The organism is Mammaliicoccus sp. Dog046, from assembly GCF_034039665.1.
Lineage (GTDB): Bacteria > Bacillota > Bacilli > Staphylococcales > Staphylococcaceae > Mammaliicoccus.
Window position 1 is genome coordinate 1044526 of record NZ_CP120131.1, and the last position, 21032, is coordinate 1065557.

The 21032-nt window shown below is 32.9% G+C and carries 21 protein-coding genes; 14 read left to right on the forward strand and 7 right to left on the reverse strand.

Features of this window, described 5'->3' with window-relative positions:
• The first annotated feature begins 413 nt into the window (after nt 1-413).
• On the forward strand, nt 414-1529 hold the full coding sequence (locus tag P3U32_RS05310) for an HAD family hydrolase (protein ID WP_323704570.1): 1116 nt from the start codon (nt 414-416) through the stop codon (nt 1527-1529).
• A 279-nt stretch (nt 1530-1808) separates the two neighbouring features.
• On the opposite strand, the gene serA is transcribed toward P3U32_RS05310, so the two are convergent.
• From serA to P3U32_RS05325, 3 genes are all read right to left on the reverse strand, one after another.
• Nucleotides 1809-3404: a phosphoglycerate dehydrogenase gene (gene serA, locus P3U32_RS05315; RefSeq protein ID WP_323704571.1), complete on the reverse strand. Its 1596-nt coding sequence runs from the start codon at nt 3402-3404 to the stop codon at nt 1809-1811.
• Nucleotides 3397-4554, reverse strand: a complete 1158-nt coding sequence (locus tag P3U32_RS05320) for a pyridoxal-phosphate-dependent aminotransferase family protein (protein ID WP_323704572.1) — start codon at nt 4552-4554, stop codon at nt 3397-3399. The genes serA and P3U32_RS05320 overlap by 8 nt, the downstream gene beginning before the upstream one ends.
• Before the next feature lie 103 nt (nt 4555-4657).
• Nucleotides 4658-5101, reverse strand: a complete 444-nt coding sequence (locus tag P3U32_RS05325; RefSeq protein ID WP_323704573.1) for an SACOL1771 family peroxiredoxin — start codon at nt 5099-5101, stop codon at nt 4658-4660.
• A gap of 73 nt (nt 5102-5174) precedes the next feature.
• On the opposite strand from P3U32_RS05325, the gene P3U32_RS05330 reads away from it, so the two are divergent.
• Nucleotides 5175-5924 (forward strand): glycerophosphodiester phosphodiesterase, encoded by a 750-nt coding sequence (locus tag P3U32_RS05330; RefSeq protein ID WP_323704574.1) that lies wholly within the window; start codon nt 5175-5177, stop codon nt 5922-5924.
• Between the two features lie 56 nt (nt 5925-5980).
• Here the strand turns inward: P3U32_RS05330 and rpsD are convergent, their stop codons facing one another.
• The gene (gene rpsD, locus P3U32_RS05335; RefSeq protein WP_323704575.1) at nt 5981-6583 is read right to left on the reverse strand and encodes a 30S ribosomal protein S4; all 603 of its coding nucleotides are present in this window, start codon (nt 6581-6583) and stop codon (nt 5981-5983) included.
• A 224-nt stretch (nt 6584-6807) separates the two neighbouring features.
• Nucleotides 6808-7272, reverse strand: coding sequence for a GAF domain-containing protein (locus P3U32_RS05340; protein WP_323704576.1), 465 nt, complete (start codon nt 7270-7272; stop codon nt 6808-6810).
• Nucleotides 7273-7409: 137 nt separating this feature from the next.
• Here P3U32_RS05340 and ezrA point away from each other — a divergent pair, with 137 nt between their 5' ends.
• The 4 genes from ezrA to P3U32_RS05360 all read left to right on the forward strand — a co-directional run bounded on the left by ezrA (nt 7410) and on the right by P3U32_RS05360 (nt 12381).
• The gene (gene ezrA, locus P3U32_RS05345; RefSeq protein WP_323704577.1) at nt 7410-9107 is read left to right on the forward strand and encodes a septation ring formation regulator EzrA; all 1698 of its coding nucleotides are present in this window, start codon (nt 7410-7412) and stop codon (nt 9105-9107) included.
• A gap of 100 nt (nt 9108-9207) precedes the next feature.
• Nucleotides 9208-10353, forward strand: coding sequence for a cysteine desulfurase family protein (locus P3U32_RS05350; RefSeq protein ID WP_323704578.1), 1146 nt, complete (start codon nt 9208-9210; stop codon nt 10351-10353).
• Nucleotides 10343-11560 carry a tRNA uracil 4-sulfurtransferase ThiI gene (thiI, locus tag P3U32_RS05355; RefSeq protein ID WP_323704579.1) on the forward strand — a complete coding sequence of 406 codons (1218 nt, stop codon included), beginning with the start codon at nt 10343-10345 and terminating at the stop codon, nt 11558-11560. Before P3U32_RS05350 ends, thiI begins: the two co-directional genes overlap by 11 nt.
• A gap of 47 nt (nt 11561-11607) precedes the next feature.
• Entirely contained in the window at nt 11608-12381 is a 774-nt protein-coding gene (locus P3U32_RS05360) for a sulfite exporter TauE/SafE family protein (RefSeq protein ID WP_323704580.1), read from the forward strand.
• A 64-nt stretch (nt 12382-12445) separates the two neighbouring features.
• On the opposite strand, the gene P3U32_RS05365 is transcribed toward P3U32_RS05360, so the two are convergent.
• Nucleotides 12446-13249 (reverse strand): NAD kinase, encoded by an 804-nt coding sequence (locus P3U32_RS05365; protein WP_323704581.1) that lies wholly within the window; start codon nt 13247-13249, stop codon nt 12446-12448.
• A gap of 84 nt (nt 13250-13333) precedes the next feature.
• Here P3U32_RS05365 and sppA point away from each other — a divergent pair, with 84 nt between their 5' ends.
• The 5 genes from sppA to P3U32_RS05390 all read left to right on the forward strand — a co-directional run bounded on the left by sppA (nt 13334) and on the right by P3U32_RS05390 (nt 17753).
• Nucleotides 13334-14329, forward strand: a complete 996-nt coding sequence (gene sppA / locus P3U32_RS05370; protein WP_323704582.1) for a signal peptide peptidase SppA — start codon at nt 13334-13336, stop codon at nt 14327-14329.
• A 13-nt stretch (nt 14330-14342) separates the two neighbouring features.
• Nucleotides 14343-14894: an RDD family protein gene (locus tag P3U32_RS05375; protein WP_323704583.1), complete on the forward strand. Its 552-nt coding sequence runs from the start codon at nt 14343-14345 to the stop codon at nt 14892-14894.
• Nucleotides 14895-14974: 80 nt separating this feature from the next.
• Nucleotides 14975-15475, forward strand: coding sequence for a thiol peroxidase (gene tpx, locus P3U32_RS05380; RefSeq protein WP_323704584.1), 501 nt, complete (start codon nt 14975-14977; stop codon nt 15473-15475).
• Between the two features lie 61 nt (nt 15476-15536).
• Entirely contained in the window at nt 15537-16481 is a 945-nt protein-coding gene (locus P3U32_RS05385; protein ID WP_323704585.1) for a class I SAM-dependent methyltransferase, read from the forward strand.
• Nucleotides 16482-16556: 75 nt separating this feature from the next.
• Nucleotides 16557-17753 (forward strand): acetate kinase, encoded by a 1197-nt coding sequence (locus P3U32_RS05390; protein WP_323704586.1) that lies wholly within the window; start codon nt 16557-16559, stop codon nt 17751-17753.
• A 412-nt stretch (nt 17754-18165) separates the two neighbouring features.
• On the opposite strand, the gene P3U32_RS05395 is transcribed toward P3U32_RS05390, so the two are convergent.
• Nucleotides 18166-18669: a universal stress protein gene (locus P3U32_RS05395; RefSeq protein ID WP_323704587.1), complete on the reverse strand. Its 504-nt coding sequence runs from the start codon at nt 18667-18669 to the stop codon at nt 18166-18168.
• A 232-nt stretch (nt 18670-18901) separates the two neighbouring features.
• Between P3U32_RS05395 and ald the strand changes: the two genes are divergently transcribed.
• The 3 genes from ald to P3U32_RS05410 all read left to right on the forward strand — a co-directional run bounded on the left by ald (nt 18902) and on the right by P3U32_RS05410 (nt 21018).
• The gene (ald, locus tag P3U32_RS05400; protein WP_323704588.1) at nt 18902-20011 is read left to right on the forward strand and encodes an alanine dehydrogenase; all 1110 of its coding nucleotides are present in this window, start codon (nt 18902-18904) and stop codon (nt 20009-20011) included.
• A 123-nt stretch (nt 20012-20134) separates the two neighbouring features.
• Entirely contained in the window at nt 20135-20755 is a 621-nt protein-coding gene (locus P3U32_RS05405; protein WP_323704589.1) for a nuclease-related domain-containing protein, read from the forward strand.
• A 131-nt stretch (nt 20756-20886) separates the two neighbouring features.
• Nucleotides 20887-21018, forward strand: a complete 132-nt coding sequence (locus P3U32_RS05410; protein ID WP_323704590.1) for a hypothetical protein — start codon at nt 20887-20889, stop codon at nt 21016-21018.
• Nucleotides 21019-21032 lie beyond the last annotated feature (14 nt).

Here is a 21032-nt window from a genome sequence, read left to right on the forward strand (position 1 = left end):
GCGACGAGTTCCCCAAAGTCTTAGATTAACTTCCGAATTAAGCGACGAGATCGTCCAAAGTCGTAGATTAACTTTAGAATTAAGCGACGAGATGCCTCAATTCGTAGATTAACTCCTGAATTAAGCGACGAGTTCCCCAAAGTCGTAGATTAACTCCTGAATTAAGCGACGAGATCGTCCAAGTCGTAGATTAACTCCTGAATTAAGCGACGAGATGCCCCAAGTCGTAGATTAACTTCCGAATTAAGCGACGAGATCGTCCAATTCGTAGATTAACTTTCGAATCAAACTACGAGTTTATCGAAGTCGATTTTTAAAACGTTTACATTTGATAGTTCTGCTATTCATACTGTAATCCTATGTAATATATGCTAAAATTATAATCAGAATGTTCTAACAAATGGAGGCATATGATGAAACAAGTATTGTTTGATGTAGATGGCGTATTTTTAAGTGAAGAAAGATGTTTTGATGTATCAGCATTAACGGTTTATGAATTGTTACATAGTGAATTATTCCTAAATTTAGATGGTTCTATCAACTTAAATGAGTTAAAAGAAAATGACATAGAACAAATTAGAAAAGACATTTTTATCAATGATAAGATTCTGAATCAATTAAAGTCACTAGGCTTAAATTCAAATTGGGATATGCTTTTCATTGTTGCTAGCACACATTTAATTGAATTACTTAAAAAGGCAAATGTGTCTGATTTAGATTTAAGTAAGGATCGTTTCAGCGAATCGACTTTAAAAGCATTTGCTAATCATATAGATGGCGCAAAAATTAATTTTGAAACGCCGCTTCAATTTTTATCTCAAGCAACATCTGGTAAAGAAAATATTTATCAAGATTTAATTGCTTTTGCGAAAGCAGAACTTAATCTTGAAGATGCTTCTATATTCGAACTTAAAAGTAAATTCTGGGATATCGCACAAGAAGTGTATCAAGAATGGTACTTAGGAAAAGATTTATACGAAGAGGTTGAACATAAAACACCGAGAACTCAATTTAAAAATGGATATATTAAAGAAGAAGTTGTGTTAGCGGATGTTGATGAAGTAACACAATTACTTGAAGATTTAAAACAAGCAGGCTATCAAATCGGAATTGCTACGGGTAGACCGAGAACTGAAACATTAGTGCCATTTGAAACGATAGGGTGGTTAAAACAGTTCGACGAATTCCATATTGGTACTGCTTCAGAAGTGCTTGAAGCTGAAACAACTTATCCTGAATTCAAACCATTAGGCAAACCAAATCCATTTAGTTATCTTATAGCAAATGGAGGAAACGACGCTGAGAATTACTTAACTTATATTAAGAATCAAGAAGATATTTTTAAAAATGAAGATATTTTCATCGTCGGAGATTCATTAGCAGATTTATTAAGCGCTAAAAAAACGGGTGCAACATTCATCGGTACTCTGACAGGATTAAAAGGTCAATCAGCAAGAGCTGAGTTAGAAGATTACGATGCGAACTATATCGTAGATAATGTATTAGAAATAAGAAAAGTATTATTATAAAGTCGATAAGAGGCTGGGACATAACATATGTTGAAGTGCACCCCTAAAGTTGAACCTAAAAATTCAACTTTAGGGGTGTTTTTTCAGTATCTTGGCAGTAGATGACTGAGTTAAAAATGAGTTTGTATCAAGCTTTTTTCAACTCTAGTCATCCTTGCCGGGGCGAGACTACGAAATCTTTTTATATAAAATAGATTTCTGTCCCACTCCCTTTTATTATTTCAAATCATAAATAAAACCCCACGCAAGAGATCAAGTCTTTGCGTGGGGCATCTATTATTATAGTGATTGATTAAGTTCTACTTTTTTAATGCTTTGGAAACCATCAATGTTAAATAAATCTTCGATTGTTTCTTCTGTTGGTTCATCATCAATTGAAAGTACCATTAATGCTTCGCCGCCAATTGAATGTCGTCCTAAGTGCATTGATGCAATATTAATATTATGTTCTCCTAAGATTTGTCCCATTTTACCGACAATACCTGGTTGGTCATTATGGTTTATTAAAAGCATATGCTTTTCTGGTTTGAAATCTACTGGATAGTCATTAATACGTACAATTCTTGGACCATATCCATTTAATACAGTTGAACCAATCTTAATAGAATGTTCTTTATTTACTAATTCTAATTCGATGTAGTTACTGAAACCGTGTTTTTTACTATTTTTTTCGATTTGATAAGTGACACCTTGTTCGTTTAATAACACTAATGCGTTAATGATATTAACGTGATCGCCTAAATCTTGTTGCAATACACCTTTAACCAATTGTCTTGTAATTAAACTTGTATCATCTAAGGCGATATCACCATGATACTTAATTTTCAATTCTCTTGGTCCTTTTTCGAATAATTGAATACCAACTTCACCAGTTGTTCTACTCAATTCAACGAATGGTTTTAATTCCGCTTCAACTTCACCAGACATTTGTGGTGCGTTTACTGCGTGTAATACATTATTATTTTCAAAAATATCAATAATTTCATTTGCTACAGACACGGCTACTTTTTCTTGTGCTTCAATAGTTGATGCACCTAAGTGTGGCGTAACGATGATTTTGTCGTGCTGTGTAAGTGGTGTATTGTTAGCTGGCTCTTCTGTAAATACATCAAGCGCTGCTTTAGCAATTTTACCTTCATCTAATGCATTGATGAGTGCTTCTTCGTCTATGATACCACCACGTGCAACATTAATGATTTGTAAGTTTGGTTTAGCAAGATTGAAGAACTCTTCTCCAACTAATCCTTTTGTCTTAGGTGTAAGAGGTGTATGTACAGTGATGAAGTCAGCTTGTTCAGCTATTTCTTCAACAGTTGCTCTTGTTACATCTAAACGTTGTGCATCATCGCTTGATAGGTAAGGGTCAAATGCTAATATATTCATGCCGAAACTTTGGGCACGTTTAGCAACACCTAAACCGATTCGGCCTGCACCGATAACACCAAGTGTTTTTTGGTATAATTCAGTACCGCGATATGTTTTTCTATCCCATTTACCTTCTTGTAAAGAACGATGTGCCTCAGGTATGTTTCGTGCCATCGCTAAGATCATTGCCATTGAATGTTCAGTAGCAGAAATTGTATTTCCATCAGGCGCATTAATGACTAATATACCTTGTTTAGTCGCATGGTCGACATCTATATTATCAACACCTACACCGGCACGAGCTACAACGCGTAAGTTCTTCGCTGCATCAAGAACAGGTGGTGTGATTTGTGTTTGGCTTCGTACAATAAGGGCATCATAGTCACCAATAATATTGATTAACTCTGATTGACTTAAATCCGTATTTACATCAATTTGAAAATCTTGATGGTCGTGTAAACTTTTTAAACCTTCTTCTGATATTGGATCAACTACGATTACTTTAAACATATTGATTGACTACCTCCTGGAATTTAGATACACCTTTACCGAGTACAGATTGACCGCGTAATTCTGATAAAATAATTTCTAATGCACTAACAAATTGCAACATGTCATTTGGGGATACTTTACCCATATGTCCAACTCTAAGAATTGTGCCTTTAAGGTGTTGTTGTCCACCAGCAATTGTAATATTAAACCTTTGAAGTAGGTCATCTTTAATTTGTTTAACTTCTTCTTTTTTAGGTACAAAAGCAGTAACAGTAGGTGAAGCGAATTGATCTTCAACTAATAAGTCTATATCTAAAGCTTTTAAACTTTCTCTAACTGCTTCTTTACATACTTCGTGACGTTTAATCGTATTTTCGAATTTCTCTTCAGAAATTAAATCACAGTATGCTTGAACACCACGAATAAGTGAAACGGCAGGTGTAAATGGAGTAGAATCATCGTTTAATGAAGTTATGTATTTATTTAAATCTAAATAGAATCTAGACGTTTTAACTTCTTTAAATCGTTCTATCGCTCTGTCGTTATATGCAACGAACGCAGCACCTGGTGGTAACATGATTGCTTTTTGACTACCAGATACTAATACATCGATTTGGTCATTTTCCATGTCTACTTCAACTGCACCGATGATACTTACACCATCTACAACGAAATAAATGTCCGGGTTAAAGTTTTTAACTAATTGTCCTAAATCGTGGATAGGATGTTTAACTGAAGTTGAAGTCTCACAAAATTGTGTAAATACGGCTTTAATATCTACATTAAGTGATTTTAAATATGCTTCGAATTCTTCTAAATCGACACCTTTACCCCATTCAACTTCAAAAATATGTGCATTGAAAGGGTAGGAAGAAGCTATTTTTCTAAACCTATCGCCAAATGCTCCAGATACAATAATTACAATATGATCATCTGGATTAACTGTGTTGACCATTGCTGCTTCTAAAGCACTTGTTCCTGACGAAGTAAGAATAGCTACAGGATGTTTAGCTCCAAAGATAGTTTGTAGATCTCTTGATGCTTGATGAATGATTTGACTAAATTCCTTAGTTCTATGACCTGTCATAGGAAGATTCATACTTTCCAAAATCTCCCTAGGGACAGTCGTAGGACCTGGTGCGAGTAATAAAGAATCGTGTTGATACATATTTATATACACTCCTTAACTGAATTTATGTTCTATATTGTAGCAAATAAAATAGTAAAATAATAGTGAATATATTGAAAATTCTGATTAAAACGCTTTCATTTTAAAATCTTATTTCACCATCTGCCACAACTTCGACATTTCCAGCTAATGCACGTGTAATCATACATGATTCTTCTGATTTTTGTACAAATCGGTTTAATGTTTTTAATGTATTTTCATCTGGTTCTTCTTGTAAAAAAATAACAGGGAAGTGTTCTATTTTTTTATAAGTAATTACTTCATTTTCTACTTCAACATGACCTTTAGAATTTACTTCGATTCTTTCAATATCGATGTCTGATCTCTCAATCATTGCTGCTAAAGTTATCATATAACAAGTTGAAGCTGCACCTAATAACATTTCATCAGGGTTTGTACCGATTTCTGGACCATCCATAACTTCTGGGATTGAAACACGTGTTGATAAATTTTTTGTTGTAATGTGTCCTGAAGTATTTCTCCCTTTCGTCCATGTTCCTTTTAAATCAAATATATGTGTTGTCATATTCATTATCCTTCCTTTTATAAAAAATATTTGGTTATAATCTATAGTATGACGGATTATTAAGGAGTAGACAATGAATCTGAATAATAACAAACGTACTTTTTTAAAAGTGGCGCATAGAGGTGTACCAACGCAAGTTCCGGAGAATACGATGGCATCATTTAAATATGCATTGCAATTCAATATAGATATGTTAGAAATCGACGTTCATCGTACGAAAGATGACCAATTAGTCGTAATTCATGATCCAACGACTGATAGAACAGCTCTAAAGAACGGAGAGGTTGCAGCGTTAACTTATGATGAGTTACTTGAATATGATGTAGGTAAATGGAAAGGTGAAGCATTTGTAGGTGAAAGGATACCTTTATTTCGAGATGTTCTTAAATTGATTCAATCTTATGAAGTTAAATTGTTAATTGAAATAAAAAAACCAGAGCGTTATGAAGGTATAGAACAAGAAGTGTTAGATGAAATTAAAGCGAATGGTTTACGTGAAGAACAAGTGATCATACAGTCATTCAATAAAACCAGCATGAAGAAGATTAGAGATATAAATAAAACGATAGAACTCGGTGTATTATTAAGTAAACGAAACAGATTTATCAGTAAACATGCAATAGAAGAAATAAGTGAATATGCACAGTATTTCAATCCTAATTATACGATTACTACAAGTAAAATGATTGATCATGCACATGCATATCAATTAAAGGTCTTGCCATATACAGTAAATGATAAAGCATCGATGGATAAATTACTTAAGATGGGTGTGGATGGTTTAATTACGGATGCGGTTAATTTATTAGAGGAAATTGAATAAATGATAAATAAAAAATCCCCAATCCTAAAAGGAAAGGGGATTTCATTACAATGATATTAACGAGAGTAGTACTCAACGATAAGTTGTTCATTGATTTCAGCAGATAATTCGCTACGTTCTGGAACGCGTACGAAAGTACCTTCTAATTTGTCAGCATCGAATGTTAAGTAGTCAGGAACGTGATGACTAATTTCAACTGATTCTAATACGATGTTTAATTTTTGTGATTTTTCACGAACACCAATAGTTTGACCAGCTTTTAATGTGTAAGATGGGATATCTACGCGAGCGCCATCTACAGTGATATGACCGTGGTTAACTAATTGACGTGCTTGACGACGTGTACGAGCTAAACCTAATTGGTAAACTACTGCATCTAAACGAGAAGCTAATAGTGCCATAAAGTTGTCGCCGTGAACACCTTTCATGTTACCAGCTTTTTCAAAGATAGTGCGGAATTGACGTTCGTTGATTCCGTACATGAAACGTAATTTTTGTTTCTCTTGTAATTGTTGACCGTACTCAGATAATTTTTTACGTTGAGTAGGACCATGTTGACCTGGTACGTAAGGACGTTTTTCTAATTCTTTACCTGTGCCGCTTAATGAAATACCTAAACGACGTGATTTTTTCCAGTTTGAACCTCTAAATCTTGCCATTTGAAGTTCCTCCTTTTTCTTGTTTGAATGTTATGAAGAAACAAGAAACAATGTTAAATGCTCATATGGATATGTTATATTTTTGTGTCTTCACCTTGCAGCCGCGGTTACACAACACACCTTCTCTGGGAATAACATAGAGCCTTACAATATTTAACTGCTACTTCCGTTAATTCACACAAAGGCTATTATACAGTTTGGATCTAAAGATGTCAATTTGTAATTTAAAGATGAATATGATTCTCTAATGTTTTAACGAGTTGTTCCAATCCTTCTTGATCTTCACTATTAAATCTAGACTTAATAGGTGCATCAATATCTAACACTGCAATAATTTCATTGTTATAATAAACAGGTACAACAATTTCAGATTGACTGTTTGCGTCACATGCGATGTGTCCTGGGAATGCATTCACATCTGCGACAAGTTGCGTTTCTTTCTTAGATACTGCAGTACCACATACACCTTTTCCAATTTCAATATCTACACAAGCAGGTAATCCTTGAAACGGTCCAAGTTTTAAAGCATCGTTTTTAATAAGATAAAATCCTACCCAGTTGATATTAGGTAAAAATTGATTAATAAATGCTGACGTATTACTTAAGTTAGCGATGAAATCTTGTTCACCAGATAATAGGCCATCTAATTGTCTATTTAATAAATCATAATTTGGTTGATTTTGTTCCATTTTATGTTCCTCATTTCAATAATTTTATAGTTTATAAATCTATTTTAAGATTTTGAATGTGATTTGCATAGAAAAAGGTTTGTTGGATAATTATTTTACGTTATAATAAAGAGAACGATTTAGGAGGAGAATACATAATGGCAATTTATATAACACTTGCAATTATTATCATTATATTAATTGGTATTGGTATAATGTTATGGTTGCGTACATCAAAGCGAAATTTGATTACTGAGACTGAGCAGCGTAAGCAAAAGATTAAACAGCTACCTTTTCAAGATGAATTAGCTAAGCTTAAAAAATTAAACATCCATGGTGAAGCTAAGGACAAGTATGACCAATTTAAAAGAGAATGGCAAACCGTTCTAAACGAAGATTTAAAGGTTGTAGATGCAAAGATTCATGATGCAGATGCAGAATTAGATAAATTTAAGTTTTCACAGTCAGAGGAAAGTATCGCCGACGCCAACAAAGTTATGGATGGCATCGAAAAGAAATATACGCGTTTAACTCAAAGTGTTACAGAATTAATGACATCAGTGGAAAATAGTGATCAACTTTACAATGAATCTAAACAAGTTTATAGAGAAACAAAACGTGAAGTGCTTGCGAATAGACATCAATTTGGGGATGCAGCAGATTTAATCGAGAAAAATATAGAAGCATTTTTACCGAGACTAGAACAGTACGAAGAACTAGTTGAAGAAGGACATTATATTAAAGCTAGTGGACATATCGATCAATTAAATACAGATATGAAACGTATGCAAGAAGACATGGAAGAAATTCCGTTATTAATTAAAGACGTTCAAAAGGAATTGCCAGGTCAATTCCAAGATTTGAAATTTGGATGCAGAGATTTAAAAGTAGAAGGTTACAATTTAGAGCATGTTAAAGTAGAAGGTACTTTACAAACGTTAAGAGGTAAACTTAATTTAGTTGAACCATTAATCGGTCGATTAGAATTAACGAAAGCAGAAAACCTTATAAATGAAATCAATGATTCATTAGACGATATGTACGATTTAATTGAACATGAAGTTAAATCTAAAAATACAGTCGAACAATCAAAAGAAATTATTACAGATGAATTGTTCCATGCAAAAGACATGAACTATACATTACAAACAGAAATTGAATACGTTAAAGAAAACTATTATATTTCTGAAGAAGATGTACACAAAGTAAGACAATATGAGAATGAAATTCAAAATCTTATCAGTGTTTATGATGAAATCTTAGGAGAAATGGCTAAGACGAATGTTCGCTATAGTGAAGTAGAAGATAACTTACTTTATATAGAAGAACATGTTAAAGTCATCAATGATAATCAAGAGAAAATTCAAAATCACTTAGTATCATTAAGAGAAGATGAAGCAACAGCTCAACAAAATACGTTGCGTGTACAATCTAAAAAAGAAGAAATCTACAGAAACTTATTGGCTTCTAATTTACCAAGTGTTCCTGAAAGATTCATTATTATGAAGAATGAAATCGATCATGAAATACGTGAAGTGAATAAAATCTTTAGCCAACGTCCAATTAATGTTCAATATGTGAAAGATAAAGTAAGTAACATTGTATTACAAATGAACAAATTTGAAGATGAAACGACTGACGTCTTAATCAATGCTGTACATGCAGAAACGCTTATTCAATACGGTAATAGATATAGAAAAGAAAATAACGAATTGAATAAGAGCTTAAATGAAGCAGAACGATTATTTGCTAATAACAGATACAAACGTGCGATTGAAATTGCAGAAACTGCACTTGATAAAGTTGAACCTGGTATTAGTGTAAAAATAGAAGAAGACGTACATAAACAATCTTAAATTGCATATTTAATAAGAGGCCGAGACATCCATGTCTCAGTCTCTTATTTTTTTCTGATAGTTATGGTATTATTGTAGAATGAAAAAAAGAGGTGACCGTATGATATATCTTGATAATGCAGCAACTACAAAACCTGACGACGCAGTTATTCAAACATTTAATCAAATGAATAAAGAATTTTATTTTAACCCGAATAGTCCACATAGTGCAGGTGTGAAAATTGCGCATTTAATTGATAAAGCAAGAGACAACATAAAACAATATTTAAATTTAGATGATAAGTTCGACATTATCTTTACAAGTGGTGCAACTGAATCTAATAACTTGGCATTGCAAGGAATGGCTCAAACAAAGAAAAGGTTTGGTTCAACTATTTTAACGACTAAAATGGAACATCCATCAGTATTAGAAACGATGCGCGCATTAGAAGAACAAGGTTTTAATTTGAAATATATTAAAACGACTTCAGATGGCAAGTTAGATATAGCATCATTAAAAGCATTGATGAATGATGATGTCATACTTGTTACGTGTATGCATGTAAATAACGTTATGGGCCAAATTCAACCGATAGAAGAAGTTAGCCAAATATTAAAAGATTATCCGAAAGTACATTTTCATGTTGATGGTGTGCAAGGGTACGGAAAGATACCTCTTAATATCAATCTTGTTGATAGTTACAGTTTAAGTGGACATAAATTCCATGGACTTAAAGGTTCTGGCATTCTCGCAACCAATCAATTAAGAACATTGAAACCAATTATATTTGGAGGCGGACAAGAGTTTGGTGTGAGAAGCGGTACAGTAAATGCACCAATCAATGTATCATTAGCGAAAGCAATGAGACAAATGGACGATCAGAAAGAAACGCACATTAAAACATTAACGGATAAGGGTCATCAACTTCGCGGGTTTATAGAAACATATGATAGTATTTTAATAAATTCCCCTAAAGATGCTGCACCATATATATTGAATGTTTCCTTCCCTGGAGTGAAAGGTGAAGTATTGGTGAATGCATTTTCTAAGTATGATATATATTTATCTACAACAAGTGCTTGTTCATCTAAAAAAAGTTCACATAATGAAACGTTAAAAGCAATGGGATTGAGTAATCGAAGAATTGAAGGTAGTATAAGAATCAGTATTGCATCAGATTTAACTGACGAACAAGTTGAATCATTTAAAGAGGCTTTTGATAAAGTATATAAAGAAGTAAGGGAGTTATTAGTCAATGAATTATGATCATATATTAGTAAGATATGGTGAGTTAACATTAAAGAGCGGTAACAGAAATATGTTTGTGAACAAATTAAAATCAAACATTAAAAGTAGATTAATGCCGTTACAAGGATATAAAGTAAGAGCAAACCGAGACAGAATGTATATTGATGTCCATGAAGGTTCAGATATTGAAGAAATGATGAATCGTATTTCATCTGTATTTGGTGTTCATTCAGTGAGCCCAGTAGTTAGAATAGAAAAAGATATCGAAGTAATGAAAGAAGTATCTTTATTATTTGCTCAAGATTTTAAAGAAGGCGATACTTTCAAAATTGATGTTAAAAGAGCAGATAAAACATTTGAATATGATACGTTCCAATTACAACAGACATTAGGTGGACACGTATTACAAAATACAGATCATATTTCTGTAGATGTAAAAACACCTGATCACAAAATAAAAGTTGAAGTACGTAAAGATGCGATTTATATGTACAATAGAGTGATTGAAGGTGTTGGCGGACTTCCTGTAGGTACAGGTGGAAAAACATTATTAATGTTATCAGGCGGTATTGATTCTCCTGTTGCAGGTATGGAAGTAATGAAACGCGGCGTTACTATTGAAGCGATTCATTTCCATAGTCCACCATATACGAGTGATCAAGCGAAACAGAAAGTCATTGATTTAACTCAACAATTAGCTCATTTAACTGGCGATATTAAACTTCATATTGTTCCTTTTACTGCGCTTCAAAAACAAATTCATAAAGTAGTAGAAGAAAGTTTTACAATGACAAGTACAAGACGTATGATGTTACGGGTAACTGAAAAAGTTGCACATCAAATAGATGCACAAGCAATAGTAAATGGTGAAAATCTAGGTCAAGTTGCAAGTCAAACACTTGGTAGTATGTATGCGATTAATAGTGTGACATCAATGCCGATACTTAGACCTTTATTAACATTTGATAAAGAAGATATCGTTAAAAAAGCGAAAGAAATTCAAACATTTGATTTATCGATTCAACCGTTTGAAGATTGTTGTACAATTTTCACACCTAAGAATCCAAAAACAAATCCTAAACTTGAAAAAGTTGAATATTTTGAATCGAAATTTGATTTTGAACCATTAATCGACGAAGCTGTTGCAAACGTGGAAACGATAGTTATTTCAAAACACGATCGAATTGAAAATCAAGAAGATGAGTGGATGGATGACCTACTTTAAAAATGACGTTGGGATGTCGTTATTTATAAAGTAGAGGAGAATTGCAAATGGAATTTGATTTAAATACATTGCTTATTATTATTTTATTCGGATTAATCGCTTCTTTTATAGATTCAGTTGTTGGAGGTGGCGGATTAATATCATTTCCAGCATTACTTGCAGTTGGAATGGATCCAGCTGTAGCTTTAGGAACGAATAAATTGGCAAGTTCATTTGGAACGTTAACAAGCACGTTGAAATTTGTTAAAGCGAAGAAAGTAGATTTTGATATTGTAGGTAAATTGTTTCCATTAAGCTTTATTGGCTCGATACTTGGTGCTATAACGGCTACATATTTACCACCAGAGTATTTTAAACCTTTGGCGATTATTATATTAACACTTGTCACGTTTTACTCCATTTTGAAAAAAGACTGGGGAGACATTAACCAATATAAAAAATTATCACTTAAAAAAGCCATATTATTTATCGTCGGCGTCGTTGTTATTGGATATTATGATGGCTTCATAGGTGGCGGAACTGGATCGTTCTTCTTGTTTGTATTGTTATTAATCGGCTTAGATTTTTTACATGCGGCTGGGAATGCGAAGTTTTTAAATCTTGCATCTAATTTAGGAGCATTAATTTTATTTATGGTTTTAGGACAAGTCAATTACATTTACGGTTTAAGTATGGCTGGCGCAATGGTAGTAGGTTCATATTTAGGAGTTACATTTGCAATTAGAAAAGGCGTATCATACGTCAAAGTTTTATTTATTGTCGTAACAATTTCATTAATATTAAAGAATGTTTATGATTACGTTACGAGTCATATTTTATAATATCGATATAACGAAAAAAGCGCATTGTATAGATTAAATTCTAGGCAATGCGCTTTTAATATATTTATAAAAACTTTCTTTGTACTTTACTCCAAAATGAATTTTGAGGTAGTTTCAACGTACGTATATATTTGTCTTTAATGTTTAATGTGATAAAGTCTGTTTCTTGAATGCTGAGTGCTTCATTATCTAAGCCCATAATCGGATAATAATTACCTTCTTTATCCAATGTGATTTTAAGTGTACGTGTATCACCTAATACGATTGAGCTACTCACTGTTCTGAAATTATTGTTATTTAATGAGGCAATCTCTGTTAATTGCATGCTTCTAATTTTAGGGTCAATGATGGCGCCATCTAAAGATTTATTATAACCTGTTGATCCCGTTGGCGTTGAAATTAGTAAACCATCTCCGTTAAATGCTTCAAAATATTCATCGTCAATATAGATTTCCATCTTCATTGGTTTGATGACACTAGATTTAATATAAAAATCATTTAGACACATATATGTCATTTGGTCGTTTAAGTTTACTTCTAGTACAGGGTACTTTCTTACTTCAACATCGTTAGAATCAATAGAATTGATCAAATGTTTAATCGCGTCGACACTAAAATCGGCATATAAGTAATTTTGATCTAACTTTGTTTTTATACCAATGTATATTTTATCTTTATTAAAATTGGTCTTTCTACAAGCTTGAAGGAAACTGCCATCTCCTCCGACTGAAGCAATGATATCTGCTTCTTTATAGTTTGATACAAATACAAATCCATGTGGTTCCATTTCACTTTGTATTTTTTTGCATATCTCTAATACATCCCGGTCTTTTGACGTGAAAAGGTAAATATGGTGATTTGAACGCATAAATAATTCCTCCCAAAAGTTACACTATGTTTAAAGTCTGTTATTATTATATATGTAAATATTTAAAATAGAAAGGGAGATACGATGTCAAAGCGAATCATAGCAATTATCATTGCTCTAGTGTTAGTAATTGGTGGTGTAGTTGTTAGTACAGTCGGCCTTATGTTTGATGATTCATTGAAAAAAAGCGTGACTGATACAGATGGAATTAGTGAATCTGTGCAATCCGGGTCTGATAGTAATAACAAAATTGTAAAACTATCTGTTAACGGCACAATTCAAGATACGGGAGAATCAGACTCATTATTTAGTGGTGGAGGATATGACCATCAAGCATTTCTGAAACAACTAGATAAAATCAAAAAAGATAGTAGCGTTAAAGGTGTGCTATTAGAAGTGAATTCACCAGGTGGCGGTACATATGAAAGTGACGAAATACATAAGAAATTAGAAGAAATTAAAGCTAAAGATAAAAAAGTGTATGTCCAAATGAAAAATATGGCCGCATCAGGTGGATATTATATTTCAACACCAGCGGATAAAATCTATGCGGGTTCACAAACTTTAACAGGTTCTTTAGGTGTTATTATTTCAAGCATTAATTATTCAGAGTTAGCGAATGATTTAGGTGTTAAAGATGAATCTGTAACTTCTGGTAAACATAAGCAAATCCTGAATCCAATGAAAGATATGTCTAAAGAAGAGCGCAATATTATGCAATCAATCATTGATGATAGTTACAAACAATTTGTAGATGTCATTAAAAATGGTAGACATATGTCAGAAGCAGACGTTAAGAAATTAGCAGATGGAAGAATTTATTCTGCACAACAAGCAAAAGCAAATGGTTTAATTGATGAAATCGGATATGAAGATGATGCAATTAAAGATTTAAGAAACAATATTAAAGCAAAAAATGCTCAGGTTGTTACTTATGATACATCAGGAAACTTCTTTAACTTACCACTTGCTGCAAAAAGTAAAATGTCAGCAATGTTTGGAATGAATGATTTGAGTAAATATGAATCATTAGTTAAAGCAAATAAATCGCCACAACCAATGTATTTGTATGGTGAATAAGGAGGGTGTTTAAATGGCTGATATGAGTTTCGAACAAGTTGCTACTTCTCGAGAACAAAGTGATGTTGAACGAATTGTAAATAAACATATGTCTGAGATTAAATCTATTGTATTTGCTGGTTTTTGGATACGCCTTATCGCCTTTGTTATTGATACTTTGGCGCTTGCAGGTTTTAAAGCAATAATCTTAGTTCCATTATTTAAATTAGTACCAATACAAGATAAATATGTGTTAACGCCATATTTCAGTGTAGAAAACATGTTAACGGCAATCATTTTCTATTTATACTTTGTGCTTATGACTTATTATTTTAAAGCAACATTAGGGAAAATGATTCTCGGTATAAGTGTATATCGAGAAGATGCACGTAAGCTCAAGTTTACTGATGTACTATTTAGAGAGTGGATCGGCAGAATTATTTCTGGTGCATTACTTGGATTACCATACATTGTTGTTGCCTTTACTAAGAAGCATAAAGGCATCCATGATTACTTTGGTGAAACAGTTGTATTGAAAAATAAGTACATTTCTTTAAGAAATGACTTTCAAAAAGCGTTCAAATAACGATAATACAATCAAATGAATTTTAAAGTCTCTTTAATTCTGATAAAATATACATATCAAGAATAAGGAGGCTTTTTTTTATGGCGCAAGTTACATTCAAGAATGAACCAGTTACAATTTTAGGTGAGGAAGTTAAAGTAGGTTCTATTGCACCTGATTTTACTGTGTTAGCAAACGATTTATCTCAAAAAACTTTAAAAGACTATGAAGGTAAAAAGAAACTTATTAGTGCCGTACCTTCTTTAGATACAGGCGTGTGTAGTCAACAAACACGTAAATTCAATGAAGAAGCAGCTAATGAACAAGATGGCGTTGTTTTAACAATTTCAAATGACTTACCATTCGCACAAAAAAGATGGTGTGCAGCTGAAGGCTTAGATAACGTAATTACATTAAGTGATCACCGTGATTTATCATTCGGTCAAAACTTTGGTGTAGTAATGGAAGAACTTCGTTTATTAGCACGTTCAGTATTTGTATTGGATAAAGATAATAAAATAGTTTATGCTGAAATCGTAAGTGAAGGAACAAATCATCCTGATTACGACAAAGCATTAGAAGCATTCAAAAATTTAAACTAATCAACAACCATAGATTGCTGTCCATTTGAATGGGCAGCTTTTTATACGAAAGAGGGCAATTATGACTGAAGAAAAGAATATAATGGAAATATTATTTGAAAAACTTGATGTAAAAAGCAAAGACCTCCACGACGAAAATGGGCAAAGTTATATAGAGAACTTAGGCCTAGCAATGGAAGATATTTATATCAACCAAAGAGATTTATTAGAACAATCAACTTTACAAGAGCGTAGAAAAGCTTTTCAATTCGCTTACTTAAGTTTATTAAAAGAAGAAGTCATTCAACCTAATCATCAAATGACGCCAGATTCAATTGGATTTATATTGAGTTATTTAGTAGATGTGTTTACTAAAGAAAAGGAATCACTTAATATTGTTGACATTGCAAGTGGTACTGGTCATCTAAGTGCGACAATTAATGAACAAAATAAAGCAAAAACTGTAATGCATCATCTTATTGAAGTAGATCCTGTATTACAACGCGTGAGTATTCATTTAGCGAACTTCTTAGAAATTCCATTTGATGTATACCCACAAGATGCAATTATGCCACTACCTTTAGAAGATGCGGATGTAGTTGTAGGGGACTTACCAGTTGGTTATTATCCACTTGATGATCGTAGTAAAGAAATGAAATTAGGATTTGAAGAAGGTCATAGCTATAGTCATTATTTATTATTAGAACAAGCTGTAGCGGCGACAAGACCGGGTGGATTCGTATTTTTAATTGTTCCAAGTCAATTATTTGAAGGCGAAGAAGTGAAACAGTTACAAAAATACATTGCAACAGAAACGGAAATGCAAGCTTTCTTGAATTTCCCGAAAGCATTGTTTAAAACAGAACAATCACGTAAGTCGTTATTAATCCTACAGAAAAAAGATCCTGGAAACACTCGTAGTGTAGAGGTATTGCTAGCAAATATTCCAGACTTTAAGGCACAAGCACAGCTACAAACATTCTTAACTGAAGTTGATGAATGGATGAAAGAAAATCATTCTTCATAAACTGTATTAATACTTGATTCGTAACTGTATTAGTGTTTAAATAGTATAGAAAAGTATTATCAGGAGGAAGTCTAAATGACAAAAATTATAGCAATTAATGCCGGTAGTTCGTCTTTAAAGTTTCAATTATTTGAAATGCCTGAAGAAAAAGTAATTACAAAAGGTCTAATCGAACGAATCGGTTTAAAGAACTCAATATTTTCAATTTCAGTAGACGGGGAGAAAATTACTGAAACATTAGATATTGAAAATCATGAAGTAGCAGTTAATATCATGTTAGAAGCATTGAAAAAACACAACATTATTAATGACATCAACGATATTCAAGGTACAGGACACCGTGTTGTACATGGTGGAGAATTATTCCCAGAATCAGCACTTGTAACTGATGAAGTATTAAATAAAATTGAATCATTAACTGACTTAGCACCATTGCATAACCCAGCAAACTTAATGGGTATTACTGCATTTAGAAAATTATTACCTAGCATTCCACATGTTGCAGTGTTTGATACTTCATTCCATCAAACGATGCCAGAAGAATCATTCCTATACAGTTTGCCATATAATTTCTATAAAGATTTTGGTATTCGTAAATATGGTTTCCACGGAACAAGTCATAAATATGTATCAGAAAGAGCTTCTGAATTGTTAGATCGTCCATTAGATCAATTGAGAATTATCTCTTGTCATATTGGTAATGGTGCGTCAATCGCTGCAATTGATGGCGGTAAATCTGTAGATACTTCTATGGGCTTCACACCTTTAGCTGGTGTTACAATGGGTACTCGTTCAGGTAACCTTGACCCTGCGTTAATTCCATATATTATGGAAAAAACAGGTAAAAATGCTGAAGAAGTATTAAATATTCTTAACAAAGAATCAGGACTACTAGGTATTTCAGGTTCTTCAAGTGATTTAAGAGACATTCAACAAGATGCAAATGAAGGTAATGAACGTGCGAAATTAGCTTTAGATGTATTTGCTTCTAGAATTCATAAATATATGGGTTCTTATGCAACAAGAATGCACGGCTTAGATGCAATTGTATTTACTGCTGGTGTAGGTGAAAACTCTGATACAGTACGTGCTAAAGTATTAGAAGGATTAGAATTTATGGGTGTTTATTGGGACCCACGTTTAAACAATGGTTTACACGGTGAAGAAGCATTTATAAACTATCCACATTCACCTGTAAAAGTAATTGTTATTCCTACTGATGAAGAAGTTATGATTGCTAGAGACGTATTAAAGTTCGGTAACTTAGGTTAATTAAATATTCAATAAGGTCTGGGACATAATGTTATGTCTCAGACTTTTTTCTATGTTTAATTATTAATGTAGTGGTTATAACATACTAATGCCCTAAATTAAGGAGGATAATTCATGAGACCTGAAAGAGCATTAATGCGTTTAATTAGAATAATCATTAAAAGCGTAAGTAGAGAACAAGCGAAGAAACAAAAAAGAGAGAATCAACAAAAGAAATAATGTTTACTATATAAAAAAGAGGCTGGGACAATAATAATGTCTCAGTCTCTTTTAGTATCTTGGCAGTAGATGACTGAGTTAAAAATGGGCTTGTATCAAGCTTTTTTTCAACTCTAGTCATCCTTGCCGGGGCGGGACTACGAAATCTTTTTGTATAAATTAGATTTCTGTCTCGCTCCCTTTTTATGAAAGTTTATTTATCATGATGTTCGTCGAATAATTCTTGAGTAGCTACAACAGGTTCGAAATCTTCTGGCATAGTTTCAGTTCTTACAACTAATACGTCACATGGAGAGTTTCGAACGATTGATTCAGATACCGAACCTACGATGAATCGTTCCACTGCATTTAATCCAGAAGTACCACACATAATTAAGTCTACATCAAAATCGACGGCTAATTTTTTAGGAATAACTGTCTTTGGAGAACCGAATTCTAGTTTAGTCGCTACATTGGTAACGCCGTTTGACTCAGCGAAATCTTTATATCCAGATAATAAACTATCTGCAAAACTAGTAGCTTTATTTACAATTTGTGTATCGTAGGCTTCGACACTTGCATAAGATCGTGAATCCACTACATTTACGATTGTTAATTTAGCATCATTACGTTTAGCAACGGCAACAGCTTTGTTGAATGCCCATTCTGATTCAGTAGAACCGTCTACAGCTATTAAAATATTTTTATAACTTAACATATAAATCGCCTCCTAGTTCGTTTATTTAATTATATCATAATTTTCTGAAAAAATTAAAATATTAACTATTAAAAGATAGAAAATATTGACCTTTTTTGTTGTAAATATGTTACAGTATTAGTGAAGTTAGAATATTTTAAAAATTAAGAATAAAAAGATAATATAAAAATTGAATAATATGATTGCGCTTTCAATTTAGCGGCGTTAGAATTGTATCGAGGAGGAATGAAATATGATTATAGGGTTACCAAGAGAAATTAAAAACAACGAAAATAGAGTGGCGCTAACACCAGGGGGCGTAGCGAGTTTAATTGGACAAAATCATGTCGTTAAAGTTGAAACTGGCGCAGGAATCGGTTCGCAATTTACAGACGAAGACTACAAATTGTCAGGAGCTGAAATTGTAAGTCAAGAAGAAGCGTGGCAAGTGGATATGGTCATGAAAGTTAAAGAACCACTTAAAGAAGAATATAAATTTTTCAAGAAAGATTTAATCTTATTTACATACTTACATTTAGCAGCAGAAGAATCTTTAACAGATGCTTTGTTAGAGAATGAAGTGACTGCAATTGCATATGAAACAGTACAATTGAGTGATCGTTCATTACCATTGCTTGCACCAATGAGTGAAGTGGCAGGTAGAATGTCAACTCAAATAGGGGCTCAATTTTTACAAAAAACACATGGCGGTATCGGTATTTTACTATCAGGCGTACCAGGTGTTAAACGCGGTAAAGTAACAATTATTGGTGGCGGTCAAGCTGGAACAAATGCTGCTAAAATGGCAGTTGGTTTAGGTGCAGATGTAACAATCATCGATTTAAATCCAACACGTTTACAACAATTAGATGATTTGTTTGGTTCAACAGTTCAAACAATGATGTCTTCACCGTTAAACATTGAAGAAGCAGTAGTTGAAAGTGATCTTGTGATAGGATCAGTTCTTATTCCAGGCGCTAAAGCACCAAAATTAGTTACAGAAGATATGGTTAAGAAAATGAAACCAGGTTCAGTACTCGTTGATATAGCCATTGACCAAGGTGGTTCATTTGAAACATCTGATCGTATTACTACACATGATGCACCAACTTATGTAAAACATGATGTTGTTCATTATGCAGTTGCGAATATGCCAGGTGCGGTTCCAAGAACTTCAACAATCGCATTAAATAATGCAACTACACCATATGCGATTCAATTAGCAAATAAAGGATACGTTAAAGCGTGTCAAGATAATGAAGCGTTGGCAAAAGGTTTGAATACAATTCAAGGTAAATTAACTTATGAAGAAGTAGCAAAAGCCTTCGATAAACCATTCACATCTTATAAAGAAATTTTATAATTTAAATAGCGGCGGCTGGGACATAATGTTATGTCTCAGCTTCTTTTTTGTATAGAAAATTGAATGTGAATTTTATATAATCATTTTACATAGAGAATACACATTGAAGAAAGGAGTCAATGAATGAAAGAGAAAGAATATATCAGTTATTTAAAATCATTAGAAGGAAGACATCCACTAACTAATGAACAACGTAAAGATTTAACTTCTATCTCGATAGGGAGAGAAGGTGAAGAATATTTTCAATCAGTATTAAATAATATTGGAGTTGAAAACATGTTGAGAGATTTTGAATTTGGCAGCCGCAACCACATTCAAGCAGACTTCATCGTCACATCTTCCAACAAAGTATTCGTCTTTGAAATCAAACATTATAACAATGAATGGTACTTTGATGGAGATTATATAAAAAATACATTCGGTATGAAATATCAATCTCCAGTTTTACAAATACAGCGTATTAGAAACGAATTACAAGAAATATTTTATAAAACAGAAATAAATAGAGTTATAGAACCAATTATCATTTTTACAAATCCCCATTTTTCATTAATAGGTAATAGACCTCGCGAAATTCAAGTACTACTTCCACATGAACTAGATAAACTTTTCAAAATTATCCACCCAAATCAATCCATTGAAGATCAAGCGGTAATCAGAACAATACAGCAATTTGAGAATATCCATTCAAAATATTATCAGAAAGAAATATACGTAGAATTTGAAAAATCAAAAAAGGATTAAAGTGCCCGAACTGCCGGAAAATGTTTACGGTGAAACGGATAGAGAGACAAAAGAAATTTGATTGCTACTCTTGTCATGCACGGACAAACACCGAAGAAGTATTGTATTTCAATTTGAAGGAACTTTACACTTTGAAGCAGGCGCCATTTTCAATGAAAGAAGCACTAGCATGGTGTGAGAATGTGAGTGGTAAATCAGTTCAAAGGATTTGTGCAAAAAGATTTAAATCAGATGATGTTAGGTATAAGAAATATAGATTATAAGTAATAGCTGGTTT

Bases quoted from the DNA above. Each gene is read 5' to 3' on its own strand.
- P3U32_RS05310 (WP_323704570.1), top strand. From the start codon at position 414: ATGAAACAAGTATTGTTTGATGTAGATGGCGTATTTTTAAGTGAAGAA.
- P3U32_RS05385 (WP_323704585.1), top strand. From the start codon at position 15,537: ATGACTGAAGAAAAGAATATAATGGAAATATTATTTGAAAAACTTGAT.
- P3U32_RS05350 (WP_323704578.1), top strand. From the start codon at position 9,208: ATGATATATCTTGATAATGCAGCAACTACAAAACCTGACGACGCAGTT.
- P3U32_RS05365 (WP_323704581.1), bottom strand. From the start codon at position 13,249: ATGCGTTCAAATCACCATATTTACCTTTTCACGTCAAAAGACCGGGAT.
- P3U32_RS05325 (WP_323704573.1), bottom strand. From the start codon at position 5,101: ATGACAACACATATATTTGATTTAAAAGGAACATGGACGAAAGGGAGA.
- ald (WP_323704588.1), top strand. From the start codon at position 18,902: ATGATTATAGGGTTACCAAGAGAAATTAAAAACAACGAAAATAGAGTG.
- ezrA (WP_323704577.1), top strand. From the start codon at position 7,410: ATGGCAATTTATATAACACTTGCAATTATTATCATTATATTAATTGGT.
- thiI (WP_323704579.1), top strand. From the start codon at position 10,343: ATGAATTATGATCATATATTAGTAAGATATGGTGAGTTAACATTAAAG.
- P3U32_RS05360 (WP_323704580.1), top strand. From the start codon at position 11,608: ATGGAATTTGATTTAAATACATTGCTTATTATTATTTTATTCGGATTA.
- P3U32_RS05375 (WP_323704583.1), top strand. From the start codon at position 14,343: ATGGCTGATATGAGTTTCGAACAAGTTGCTACTTCTCGAGAACAAAGT.
- tpx (WP_323704584.1), top strand. From the start codon at position 14,975: ATGGCGCAAGTTACATTCAAGAATGAACCAGTTACAATTTTAGGTGAG.
- rpsD (WP_323704575.1), bottom strand. From the start codon at position 6,583: ATGGCAAGATTTAGAGGTTCAAACTGGAAAAAATCACGTCGTTTAGGT.
- sppA (WP_323704582.1), top strand. From the start codon at position 13,334: ATGTCAAAGCGAATCATAGCAATTATCATTGCTCTAGTGTTAGTAATT.
- P3U32_RS05390 (WP_323704586.1), top strand. From the start codon at position 16,557: ATGACAAAAATTATAGCAATTAATGCCGGTAGTTCGTCTTTAAAGTTT.
- P3U32_RS05320 (WP_323704572.1), bottom strand. From the start codon at position 4,554: ATGTATCAACACGATTCTTTATTACTCGCACCAGGTCCTACGACTGTC.
- serA (WP_323704571.1), bottom strand. From the start codon at position 3,404: ATGTTTAAAGTAATCGTAGTTGATCCAATATCAGAAGAAGGTTTAAAA.
- P3U32_RS05340 (WP_323704576.1), bottom strand. From the start codon at position 7,272: ATGGAACAAAATCAACCAAATTATGATTTATTAAATAGACAATTAGAT.
- P3U32_RS05395 (WP_323704587.1), bottom strand. From the start codon at position 18,669: ATGTTAAGTTATAAAAATATTTTAATAGCTGTAGACGGTTCTACTGAA.
- P3U32_RS05330 (WP_323704574.1), top strand. From the start codon at position 5,175: ATGAATCTGAATAATAACAAACGTACTTTTTTAAAAGTGGCGCATAGA.
- P3U32_RS05405 (WP_323704589.1), top strand. From the start codon at position 20,135: ATGAAAGAGAAAGAATATATCAGTTATTTAAAATCATTAGAAGGAAGA.